The organism is Streptomyces sp. NBC_01450 (assembly GCF_036227505.1).
GTDB lineage: Bacteria > Actinomycetota > Actinomycetes > Streptomycetales > Streptomycetaceae > Streptomyces.
In genome coordinates this window covers 192,220-203,558 of record NZ_CP109480.1, presented here as the reverse complement: position 1 = coordinate 203,558, position 11,339 = coordinate 192,220, and the positions used below count along the sequence as shown (strand labels likewise).

Annotated in this window: 10 protein-coding genes and 3 pseudogenes; 3 read left to right on the top strand and 10 right to left on the bottom strand. The window is 69.1% G+C overall.

Translation table 11 applies throughout. From position 1 onward, the window contains the following. The first annotated feature begins 40 nt into the window (after positions 1–40). A pseudogene (locus tag OG568_RS00960) lies at positions 41–920 on the top strand (helix-turn-helix domain-containing protein). Positions 921–952: 32 nt separating this feature from the next. On the opposite strand, the gene OG568_RS00955 reads toward OG568_RS00960, so the two are convergent. After that, a complete protein-coding gene (locus OG568_RS00955) occupies positions 953–2,167 on the bottom strand; it encodes an RNA-guided endonuclease InsQ/TnpB family protein (RefSeq protein ID WP_329529845.1) in 1,215 nt (404 codons plus the stop codon). Positions 2,168–2,219: 52 nt separating this feature from the next. Here OG568_RS00955 and tnpA point away from each other — a divergent pair, with 52 nt between their 5' ends. After that, complete coding sequence (gene tnpA, locus OG568_RS00950; RefSeq protein WP_329529844.1) at positions 2,220–2,648, top strand: IS200/IS605 family transposase; 429 nt, start codon at positions 2,220–2,222, stop codon at positions 2,646–2,648. A 66-nt stretch (positions 2,649–2,714) separates the two neighbouring features. Here the strand turns inward: tnpA and OG568_RS00945 are convergent. The 7 genes and pseudogenes from OG568_RS00945 to OG568_RS00915 all read right to left on the bottom strand — a co-directional run. Further along, a pseudogene (locus OG568_RS00945) lies at positions 2,715–2,926 on the bottom strand (methyltransferase type 11); the annotation flags it as partial. A gap of 310 nt (positions 2,927–3,236) precedes the next feature. Continuing rightward, complete coding sequence (locus tag OG568_RS00940) at positions 3,237–3,908, bottom strand: enoyl-CoA hydratase-related protein (RefSeq protein WP_329529843.1); 672 nt, start codon at positions 3,906–3,908, stop codon at positions 3,237–3,239. Between the two features lie 132 nt (positions 3,909–4,040). Further along, entirely contained in the window at positions 4,041–5,528 is a 1,488-nt protein-coding gene (locus tag OG568_RS00935; protein WP_329529842.1) for an acyl-CoA dehydrogenase family protein, read from the bottom strand. Positions 5,529–5,695: 167 nt separating this feature from the next. After that, complete coding sequence (locus OG568_RS00930; RefSeq protein ID WP_329529841.1) at positions 5,696–6,463, bottom strand: crotonase/enoyl-CoA hydratase family protein; 768 nt, start codon at positions 6,461–6,463, stop codon at positions 5,696–5,698. Positions 6,464–6,494: 31 nt separating this feature from the next. Then, a complete protein-coding gene (locus OG568_RS00925; RefSeq protein ID WP_329529840.1) occupies positions 6,495–7,655 on the bottom strand; it encodes a CaiB/BaiF CoA transferase family protein in 1,161 nt (386 codons plus the stop codon). Between the two features lie 296 nt (positions 7,656–7,951). Then, positions 7,952–8,854 (bottom strand): LysR family transcriptional regulator, encoded by a 903-nt coding sequence (locus OG568_RS00920; RefSeq protein ID WP_329536226.1) that lies wholly within the window; start codon positions 8,852–8,854, stop codon positions 7,952–7,954. A gap of 227 nt (positions 8,855–9,081) precedes the next feature. After that, positions 9,082–9,204 (bottom strand): annotated as a pseudogene (locus OG568_RS00915) (transcriptional regulator); the annotation flags it as partial. 140 nt (positions 9,205–9,344) lie between these two features. On the opposite strand from OG568_RS00915, the gene OG568_RS00910 reads away from it, so the two are divergent. After that, positions 9,345–9,851, top strand: coding sequence for a cupin domain-containing protein (locus OG568_RS00910; protein WP_329529839.1), 507 nt, complete (start codon positions 9,345–9,347; stop codon positions 9,849–9,851). A 27-nt stretch (positions 9,852–9,878) separates the two neighbouring features. On the opposite strand, the gene OG568_RS00905 is transcribed toward OG568_RS00910, so the two are convergent. Further along, complete coding sequence (locus OG568_RS00905) at positions 9,879–10,382, bottom strand: hypothetical protein (protein ID WP_329529838.1); 504 nt, start codon at positions 10,380–10,382, stop codon at positions 9,879–9,881. A gap of 784 nt (positions 10,383–11,166) precedes the next feature. Beyond that, positions 11,167–11,325: a hypothetical protein gene (locus OG568_RS00900; protein WP_329529837.1), complete on the bottom strand. Its 159-nt coding sequence runs from the start codon at positions 11,323–11,325 to the stop codon at positions 11,167–11,169. Positions 11,326–11,339 lie beyond the last annotated feature (14 nt).

Here is an 11,339-nt window from a genome sequence, read left to right as displayed (position 1 = left end):
CGCGGGTCGAAGTTTCACCGCTTCTCTGTGCGCCAATTCAATGCTCGCTGCGGCTCTTTTTGGTATACCCGCAGAGCGCTGGTCGTCTCCGTTCGCCAGCAGCAACGCGCACCACAGCGAACTGGGCGCCTTCCTCACGGCACGGCGCACGGAGCTGAGTCCGGCCCAGGTCGGGCTGCCCGACTCGGCCGGCAGGCGCAGGGTCAAGGGGCTGCGCCGGGAGGAAGTGGCCTTGCTGGCGTCGATCAGCCCCGACTACTACACGCGCCTGGAGCAGGGCCGCCGCCAGGCTTCCGAACCGGTGCTGGACACCCTTGCGCGTGTGCTGCGGCTCGACGACGGCGAGCGTGCCTACATGTTCGAGCTGTCCGGCCGGGACGCCGCCCGGCCCCGCCGGCGCACCACGCAGAAGGTCCAGCCGCAGCTGCGGCGTCTGCTGGACGACCTGTCCACCACGCCGGCCGTCGTCCTGGGCCGGCGCACGGACATCCTCGCGTGGAACCCCATGGCGGCCGCCCTGTTCACCGACTTCGCGCGGATCCCGGAAAAGAAACGCAACTTCGTACGGCTGGTCTTCTGCGACCCGGCCGTCAGAGCGCTGTACCCGGACTGGGACTGGGTGGCACAGACGAGCCTGGCGCAGCTGCGCATGGAGGCCGCCCGGGACCCGAAGGATCCACGGCTGGCGGAACTGGTGGGCGAGCTGTCACTTCAGGACCCCGACTTCCGGCGGTGGTGGGGCACCCATCGCGTCGCGGTTCAGGGCACGGGCACGAAGGTCCTGCACCATCCGGTCGTCGGCCGGCTCACCCTGGACTGGTCCTTCCTCACCTGCACCGCCGATCCCGACCAGCAGTATCACCCTGACCGCCGGGCACGGCACCCCCAGCCACGACCGTCTGCGCATCCTCGCTTCGTGACTCCTCCTCGTCCTGAAGGACGGGGCTTCTCGTTACGCCGGGTTGGCGTAGCGACGGACCAGCCCGGCCCGCAGAACGTTGAGTGCGCCCACTGTGTCGGCGTGCGCGTGGTAGCCGCAGGCGACGCAGTGGAATTTTTCCTGTGTGGGCCGGTTCTCCTTGGCGGTGTGCGCGCATGCGGGGCAGGTGCGGGAGGTGTTGCGGGGGTCCACGGCGATCACGTCCCGTCCGGCGCTTTCAGCCTTGGCGTGCAGGATCGTCAGGAACACCCCCCATCCGGCATCGCTGATCGACTTGTTGAGCCCGGCCTTGGCGGCGGCCCCGTTGGGCAGGAAGGTGCCCGGCCGGCCGGGGTCGGGCTTAGGCGCGGGGGCCTTGCTCATGTTGCGGATCTTGAGGTCTTCGTGCGCGATGAAGTCATGCGCGCGGACCAGGCCGAGCGCGGTCTTGTGTGCGTGGTCGAGTCGCTGGCGGCGCACCTTGCCGTGCAGCTGGGCGACCTTCTCTACCGCGCGCCGGTGGTTGGCGGTGCGGTCCTTGGCCTTGCGGCGCGGGAACCGGGACAGGGCCTGCTGCGCCGCCTGGAGCTTCTCGGCGGCCTTACGCCCGTGGCGCGGGTTGGGCACGAACCCGCCGCCCGAGTCGGCGAGGAAGTTGGCGATGCCCAGGGCGATGCCGGCCACGGAGCCGGTCGCGGGCAGCGGTTCGGGCTGTTCCTGCTCGGCGGTGAGCACGACGAACCACTTACGGCCCTCACGCTTCACCGACACGGTTTTGACCCGGCTGGCCACCGGGCGGTGCTGGTTGACCCTGACGTGGCCGGCCCCCTGGAAGCGGACACGCGTGACGGGGTCGTGCGGGGTGGAGTCCCAGCGGCAGCCGTCCCCGTCCTTCGGGAAGTCCACCGTGTCGAACCAGTTCACCCCGCGAAAGCGCGGGTAGCCGGGACTGTCGCCGGACTTGACCCGGCGGAAAAACGCGGCAAACGCCTTGTCGAGACGGCGCAGGGTGGCCTGCGGCGAACTGAACGACCAGCGGCCCTGACGCTCCGGGTCGAACGCCCGGATGTCCTTGAGCTGCGAGGACTGCGTCCCGTACGTGACGGTGGTCTTCGAGACGTGCCGCCAGGCGTCGCGGCGTTCCTGTATCGCCGCGTTGTAGAGGGAGCAGTGATCCCGCAGCATCTCGCCGAGCGCCTGCTCCTGACGGACGGTGGGCCGCAGGAGGAACTTGTACGCACGGATCATCCCAAGCCCAACCCCTCCGGTTGAGTTCGCTTGATCTTACTACACTTGGCGTATGTCACCACGATGGGAACAAAACCCCGATATCCGACGGGAAAATCACGTCATCCACCACCTTCATGCCCACTTGGTGTTTGTCACGAAGTACCGGCGTGAGGTCTTCAACGACGACATGCTGACGCGCTGCGAGACGATCATGCGGGACGTGTGCGAGAGCTTCGGCGTCCAGCTGCACGAGTTCAACGGCGAAGGCGATCACGTCCATCTGCTCGTGCGCTACCCGCCGAAGGTTGCCCTGTCCAAGCTCGTCAACTCCCTCAAGGGCGTCAGCTCCCGGTACCTGCGGGCGGAGTACACCGGCCGGATCAACCGGACCGGGACGGGGTCCGTGTTCTGGTCCCCGTCGTACTTCGCGGGGTCCTGCGGCGGCGCACCGCTGAGCATCGTCAAGGACTACATCGACAACCAGAAGCGGCCGACCTGACCGGCACCCCCCAGACGCAGAGAACTCCGGCGCTTCGCGCCTCCAGGCCGAGGATCACATTCCCGCCCGGCCTGAAGGCCGGGATTCCCTGCGAAGAACAAGGGATGGATCGCGCGGGGCGAACACATTCAACCCCGCATCGGCCACCCGTCGGCCAGCGGGAAGGCACGAAAGACGTCCCAGGCGGCCACGGCGGCTCGCTCATGTGCTCGGGCCGCCGCGCGAAGCGTGCGCACAGAGGTGTCCAGTCCCAGCCCACGGCCACCGGGCAACTCGTCACGGAGGCATACCCGCCCGCGCGGTGATGGCCCGGTCGGCTGGGCCGTGTCCGCCTGGGCGGCGGCGGGCCGGGGCCTGCTGGCCCAGCAGGCCCCGGGGCCGGGTTTGCGCCGTGGCCGCCGCGGCGGGGCGGCCTGCAGGAGCGAGGTGGTGGCGGTGGTGGTGCCCATGAGGCGTGTGCCCCGTGGTCTTTCCCCGGAGCCGCCATCGGGAGGTTGGACCGGTTGGGCTGTCACCTCGTGGCGGCGCCGCCGTCGGTGTCCCGTGACCGCTCCGGGCCGGGTGGTGTTCCTTGTCCGCGCGGTGGTGTCAGCCGAGCGGGCCGGCCGCACCGCGCAGGACGGCCAGGGCCGGGGCGTACATGCGTGCCTTGATGGTGGCGAGGGTGTCGCCGGCCTTGCTCAGGTTCGCCTGGGCGATCTCCACGGCCGTGGGGCGCACGGCGTCCTCGTCCGTCGCACGGTCGACGATGCCGGCGGCCGCCGCGTCCGATCCGCCGTAGCGGCGGGCGGTGACCATGGCCTCGTGCGCGGTCTGCGGCGCCAACCGGGACTGGATCAGGGCGCACATGCCGGGCGTGAAGGGGATGTTGATGTCGGCCTCGGGCAGGCACCAGAAGCCGCGGTCGGCGCGCATGACACGGAAGTCGTGCGCGAGGGAGAACATCGCACCGGCGGCGAACGTGTGCCCCTGCAGGGCGGCCACGGTGATCACCGGCAGGGACAGCATGCGGGCGAAGAGTTCGTGGACGGAGCTGCGGTAGCTCTGCTGCTGGTCGGCGTGAGCGGACAGCCACTCCAGGTCCAGGCCGTTGGAGTAGAACTTGCCGGTCGCGGTGGTCACCAGGGCGCGTGGTCCTTCGGCCTTCTCCACCTCGCCGAGGGCGGCGTTGACGGAGGTGATCCAGTCGGGGTGGAAGCGGTTCTCACCGTCTCCGAGATCGAGCACGAAGACGTTGTCCTGGCGGTCAAGGGTGGGCATGGTGCGCTCCTGGGGGTTGTGCCGGCCCCATGTCGGGGCCGGACCTTGGTGGAATCAAGCCTGTGTGTTCCTGGCGGGGCCCGTGTGCCCTGTGCGCGAGTGGCCCCTGGCCCTGGGGAGGGCGGCCGTGTCTCACACGAAGGCGCTGTGGCCGGTGATGGACTTGCCGACGATGAGGGTCTGCATCTGGTGGGTGCCCTCGTAGGAGTAGAGGGCTTCGGCGTCGGCGAAGAACCGGGCGATGTCGTAGTCGAGGAGGATGCCGTTGCCGCCGAAGATCTCGCGGCTGAAGGCGACGACTTCGCGCATCCGGGCCGCGACGTACTCCTTGGCCAGCGCGGAGTGCTCGTCGCGGAAGATGCCCTGGTCCTGCAGCCGGGCGAGCTGGACCAGCATGCCCCAGGAGGCGGTGATGTTGCCCAGGCTCTTCACCAACAGGTCCTGCACCATCTGGAACCCCGCGATCGGACGGCCGAACTGCCGGCGCTCCTTGGCGTAGTCGAGCGCGAGTTCATAGGCGCCGATCATGACGCCCAGGGCCTGCCAGGCGACCCCGCTGCGCGTCTGGCGCAGGACCTCGGCGACGTCCCGGAAGCCGTTCATGTTCTGCAGCCGGTTCGCCTCCGGTACGCGTACGTCGGTCAGGGTGATCTCGGCGTTCTGCACGATCCGCAGCGCGATCTTGCCTTCGATCTTCACCGGCTCGAAGCCGGGGGCGCCCTTCTCCACGACGAAGCCCTTGACCTGGTTGTCGTCGGCGTCCCGGGCGAAGACCACGACGTAGTCGGCGAAGGTAGCGTTGCCGATCCACTTCTTGGCGCCGTTGAGGACCCAGGTGTCGCCCTCGCGCCTGGCGGTGGTGCGCATGCCGCCGGAGACGTCGGAGCCGCCGAGCGGCTCGGTCAGGGCGAAGGCGCCGATCTTCTCCATCGAGGCCATGGCGGGCAGCCACCGGTCGCGCTGTTCCTGGTCGCCGCCGTAGTAGATGGAGTAGAAGCCGAGCCCGTTGTGGACGCCGAAGAAGGTGGCGCACGAGGCGTCGACGCGGCCCAGCTCCGCGGCGAGCATGCCGTCGAGCAGGTGGCTGATGGCCGGCAGGTGCTCGCCGTAGCCCTCGTAGGCCAGGGCGGCCAGTCCGCTGCCGCGGAACCTGTCGATCATCTCCTTGGGCAACTCGCCCTTGCCCCAGGAGTCGTTGACCAGGGGCTTGATCTCATCGTGCAGGAAGGTGCGGGCCTTGAGCAGTATCTTGCGCTCCTCGTCCGACAGCAGTGCCTCGTAGAGGTAGAAGTCGGCGGTCAGCTGGTCGTCCAGCTTTGCGAGGGGGGTGGTGGTGGCGGTCATCTCAGTTCTCCTTGGGGTGCTGGTTGCGGCGGGTGTCTTCCAGGGCGGACAGGGCGGCGGGTTGCTTGCGGTCGCGGGCTTCGGCGAGTGGGTGACGACGGTGTCCAGGTCCTCGGGGGTCACGACGCCCTGCTGGACGAGGTGGATGGCCTGGCGGCTGAGCGCGTTCTGGAGCCGGTTGCCCACGAAGCCGGGATTTCCCGGCGTTCGACGACAGGGGCGGCCCACGGCGGTGCAGAAGCCGACGGCTTGTTCGGTAGTGCGTTCGCCGGCCACGGCCCGACCGTCCGTGTGAGTGACCCGTGCCCTGACCACGCCGGTGGTCTCGACGGACCGGCTCCAGGACGCGCGGGGCGCAGTCGTAGCCGGGGATGGCCTTGAGCGGGAAGGCCGGCACCGGTGATCTGCTCTTCGGCGTCGTACGTGCCGAACGCGTCCGCATGTCACTTCCCCGTCCACCGCGGGGCACGGCGCTCGGCGAAGGCGGTCATGCCCTCGCGTGCGTCGGCCGAGGCCGTCAGAGCGCCCATCTCCTTGCGCTGCACAGCGAACGCCTCGGCCTGCGGGACGCCGTCGGCGGCCCGCGTGAGGTTCTTCACCGCGGCCAGCGCGAGCGGGGCGTTGTGCGCGAGCCGCCCGGCCAGCTCGACGGCGACGGCCACCGCCTCGCCGGGCGCGGTGAGCCGGTTGGCCAGTCCCAGCTCCGCCGCGCGGCCACCGCTCACCGGCTCACCGGTCAGCAGCAACTCCATCGCCAGGTGGTACGGGATGCGCTTGGGCAGCCGGAGCACGCCGCCGCCTCCCGCGATCAGACCGCGCTTGACTTCGGGCAGGCCGAATTTCGCGTTCTCCGCGGCGACGATCAGGTCACATCCCAGGGCGAGTTCGAATCCGCCGCCCAGGGCGAAGCCCTCCACGGCGGCGATCAGGGGCTTCGTCAGCGCTGCTTCGGTCAGGCCGCCGAAGCCGCGGCCCGGGATCACGGGCGACTCACCCCGCAGGGCGGCCTTGAGGTCCATGCCGGCGCTGAAGGTGCCGTTCGCTCCGGTCAGGACACCGGAGCGCAGCGCGGTGTCGGCCTCCAGCTCGTCCAGCGCGGCGGCCAGGCCGGCGGCGGCCGCGGCGTTCACCGCGTTGCGTGCGTGCGGGCGGTCGATCGTGATCAGCAGGGTCGAGCAGACCCGCTGGACGCGCACTTCGCTGCTGTTCATGGCTGTACTTGCTCCTCAAACTGTCTGCGGCTCAGCGAGTGGCCGCCAGCTCGGCGAGGACCTCCGCGGTGTCCTGGCCGGGAACCGGGGCCAGGCGGCGGATCGAGCCGGGCGTGGCGGAGAACCTCACCGGGATCCCGATCGTGTGGACCGGGCCCTCGGTCGGGTGCACGACCGTGTCGAGGAGGTGGCCCTCACGGACGTAGGGGTCCTCGTGCGAGTGGTCCAGCTCCAGCACCGGTCCCATCGGGATGCTGTGCTTGGCGCACACCTCGGCCCATTCGGCCGTGGTCAGCGCAGGGGTGCACTCGTCGACCAGGTCGGACAGACCGTCCGCGTCGGCCGGGTTGAGGGCGGGGCCGTTGACGCGCGGGTCCGCGGTCAGCTCGGGACGGCCGGCGGCGGCGAAGAAGTCGCGGTAGTTCTGCGGGTTGTACGGGATCACGGCGGCCAGGCCGTCCTTGGTGCGCCGGGCCTTGTGGTGCTGCGACAGTGACCGCGGGTACCCGGTGGGGCCCGTCGCCGGCTCGAAAGTGTGCCCCGCGAGATGCTCGACCAGGTTGAACGTGATCAGCGTGTCGGCCATGGGGATCTCGATCTGCTGGCCGTGCCCGGTCCTGTTCCGGTGGACCAGGGCGGCGAGCACGCTGTAGGCGATGGTCAGCGCGGAGACCTTGTCGGCGAGGATGGTCGGCAGGTAGAGCGGTGTGCCCAGGGTGCGGTTGGCGATGTCGACCAGCCCGGAGGCGGCCTGCACGGTCTCGTCGTAGGCGGCGGCGTCAGCCCGGTCGGAGTCGCCGCGGAAGCCGGCGCCGTGCGCGTAGACGAGGCCCGGATTGGCGGCGCCGAGGTCGTCGTAGGCCAGGCCCAGCCGGGCGAGCGCGCGGGGACGCATGTTGGTGATCAGCACATCGGCGGTGTGGATGAGCTCCAGGGCCTGGGCGTGCTCGGCCTCGTCCTTGAGGTTGAGGGCCACGCTGCGCTTGTTGCGGTTGACGTTGAGATACAGCGGGGTCATGCCCGGCGTGTTGCGGTATTCGCCCACCCGGATGGTGTCCGCGGGGGATTCGATCTTGATGACATCGGCGCCCAGATCTCCGAGGATCTGGGCCGCGTACGGGCCCATGACCACGGTCGAGAGGTCGATGACCCGCACGCCGTCGAGCGGCCCGGGGGCGTGTGTGTCTGCCATTTTCGCGTCCTTTCATGCCCTTGTTGGGCTATGCCGAAGAACGCTAATGGTGAATTTCGGGCAAGGGAATTATCGTATTGCTAACGTCAGTGTGACCGCAGCGGTCACAGTCATGTCGCATTACTGAAACCGGCACCACTGGAGCGGTCTCGGCACTGTCCGCCGATGTTCGGGTGCCGGTGGACAGCGAAGAGGGCCGAATTCGTGGCAATCGCGAAAGACCGTGTACCCATGGCGTCGTGCTGCTTCAGGACGTCGAGCGTGAGCAGGGCGCCTGCCGGTCCGGCCTGCTCGGCTCAGACGTGAACCGGGTCGGCGAAGACCTCGCGGGCCGCTTCGATGAGTTCATCGAGGTCACCGCCGCAGGCGCGGTCGCGGCGCCAGATCAGGACAGTCTCCAGCCGGGGCTCGAAATCCGTGAAAGGCAGGACCTTCGTATTCTCCATCGCGTAGCGGTGCATGGGGCTGTCCGGGTCGAGTATGGAAAAGTAGAAAGCCATTCCGCTGGAAACTATTTGAGCGATTCCCGCGTATCCGGTATCCGTCAGCTTGATACGTTTCTTGATCCCCAGCTCGAACATTTCCCGGTCGAGCTGGTCGACATGAGCGGCACTGATTTCCTTGGGTGCGACGATGAGGGAGAGGTCGGCCAGGTCGGCCAGTGCCACGGAGTCCCGCCCGGCGAACTGGTCGGCCGGGACCACCGCTGCCAGCCGTTCCGACATGACGGGCAACTGGTCCAGAGCGGGGTCGCTGATCGGCAGCCGGGCCAGCGCGAGCGGAAGCCTGTCCTCGCGCACGCCGATGACCAGAGCCCTGGAACTGCCGGGCCAGCGCAGGAGCTCGCACCGCTTGCTGACGTGCTCGGCCAGCGTGTCGACGAGGCCGCTCAGCCGGGGGTGCACTCCAGGGGGAATGCCCACGAACACGGTGATGCGCCCGGGCCGGCTCACCTCGCGCAACCGCCACGGAATGGAATTGATCTGCTCCAGCACGTCTCGCGCTATCGGCAGCAGCGCCTCGCCTGCCGGTGTGAGCGTGACACGGCGTGTGTCGCGCTCGAACAGCCGGTGGTCGAGCTCCCGCTCGAGGTCCCTGATCCGCTGGCTCAGCGGCGACGTGGCCATATGCAGCCGGCGGGCCGCCGCCGAGAAGTTCAGCTCCTCCGCAACCGCAATGAAATACCGCAAATGGAACATCTCCACTCTTTTACGTTAACTCCGATAAGGGTCTGCGGAGAATCAACTTGCGGGCTTCAGGACCGACTTCGCAGGTCACCGCGCCGATCGCCGCATGCTGTTCCTCTGCGAGGCCGGGGTCCGGCAGCGGTTCGGGTGTCTGACAGTGGGTGGTCGAGCGGACATGCGCGAAGCGTCCCCAGCAGTTCAGCGAATTCTTGAGCCCGTCGCTTCAGTGACGGGTGGGTGACGAACCGGAACGGGATCTGCTGCGAGGAAGTGATGGCCTCGCAGGTGAGCGGACGGGCAGGTTCGCGGGCGAGCTCCAACGGGGTCCGCGTGGCGTAGTCCGCCTTCGCGGAGATATGCATGCGCGCATGCCTGTCCGGCCGGCTGCCCGGCGCGAGGGATTCCACCGGTTCCCCTCCTGCATTGCGGGAACATTGCCGCAGGTGAAGGCCAATGGACACCTCTTGACATCCTTTTATGGACCGCTTTAGCGTCCCCATTCATGAGCGAGCCGCTGACGACCCCCGGCGAAGGTTTCCACCCCCATCTCCACGACGCCGCAGGGCACTCGGCCACCCCCCTGCGCACCCGCCTGCATCACATCCGCGCCGACGCGCTCGACGGCGACACCGCGCAGACCGGAGGCATGCGCAGGTTCGCCGCCGTCAGCGGCAAGGCGGTGGGCTCCGAAAAGCTGTGGATGGGCCAGACCCACGTCGCGCCCTCCACCTCCTCCTCCGACCATCACCATGGTGAATCCGAGACCGCCATCTACGTGGTGAGCGGACACCCCGAGTTCGTGTTCCTCGACGCCGGCGGACCGCGGCCGCAGGAGGTGCGCCTGCGCACCTCTCCGGGTGACTACATCTTCGTCCCCCCGTTCGTGCCGCACCGCGAGGAGAACCCGGACCCCGCCGAAGAGGCCGTGGTCGTCATCGCCCGCAGCACCCAGGAGGCGATCGTGGTCAACCTTCCGCAGCTGTACGCGCTGCCGGCCGGGGACGTCTGACCAGACAGTTCCGGCGCGCGGCGCCGGTCAGGCGTCCGGGGCGGCAGGCTGCGTGCCGCTGCCGGCCGGGGCCCCGGCGGAGGGCCACTGCGCCAACGAGATCATCCCCGCCACCCGGCGGATGAGGTAGAAGGCCAGCGGCAGCTCGACACACGCCGCGAGCACCGCCGACAGCCACACCCCCGAGGTGCCGAAAGCGAGCGACACGTCGAACCACGCGTCGCAGATCAGCAGCACCGCCGTCGTGGTCCCCGCCACGATGACAGCGCGGTGCCGCAGCCAGCCGAGAAGCGCCGTGGACGCCATCGCGACCATGAGCAGGGCGTCGAATCCGACCCACGTCACGCGCCATTGGCGGACCTCGTACACGGACGGCAGCGTCGCCGCCAGCAGGACCGTCCACGGGACGAGACCGGCGGCGCAGACGGTGAGCAGCTTCAGCGTGCGACGCCGGTGCCCGCGTATCGGCTCGGGCAGATCGGCCGCCGGTACCGCGGCCCCTTTCCGGGTACTGGGTCGGGTGTCGCTCACGTCGGCTGCTCCGTTCTCGTCTGTCCCGGACGGACAGTGGCGGGGGTGTTCCGCCGGCGTCGGGCGGTCAGATGTCCGGTGATGATCCAGCCCAGAACTGCCAGGCTAATACCCGGCCCACCGCCGCCGGACGGCGGCCGAGACACCGCCGTGGCGCCTGGTCACAGACGGTTGCGCGCCGGTTTTCGGCGGGTGAGCACATCCGCGTCGCAGCTGCCGCGGTCCGTCAAGTCCCGAGTTTCCCTGCCACGCGTTTAAGGGGCATGACTCCTTCGTCTGCCGGTGCCTGATAGAGATGCGGGCCCGTTCAACAGCAACTGGCCCTCACACATTCCGGAACTGCTCGCGCAGTGCGAATTACCGGACATGCATCTCGTCACCGAAATACCGAATGGCTGCGAATCGGCAGAACTGTTCGGAAACCCTGATCATTTCTCACGGAGGAGAATTCCCATGACCCGTACTTCCCGCACCCAGCGCCTTGTGATGCTCGCCGCCTCGACCGCTCTGGCGGCAGGAGGCGCGTTGATACCCTCCGGCGCTTTCGCCGCCACCCCGGCGACACCGCACACCGGGACCGTGGCCACGGTCGTGGCAGGCCATCAGGGCCATCAGGCCGGCGAGATCACGGGGCTGTCCAGGAACAGCACGACCACCACCACCAGCACGACGGTCAAGAAGGAACTGACCGACGAGGGCCTCGTGGTAGCAGCCGCTGGGGCCGGTCGCGCTCACGGGGGCGCCGCCATAGGGGCGGTGACGGTCCATCCGGCCGCCGCCGCGGTCAGAGTGGCCGCGGCGGCGGCCGGTTGCCGTACGGGGGTGATCCGCGGGTGTCGAACTCGTCGGTCTGGCGGCCCGCCACGCCCGGACCGGCGTGTCCGGCCGCGTACGCCGAGCCGTCGGCGGGGGGAGTTGTCGACCCGGCCGGCTCCCGGAACATGGTTCCGGATGAGC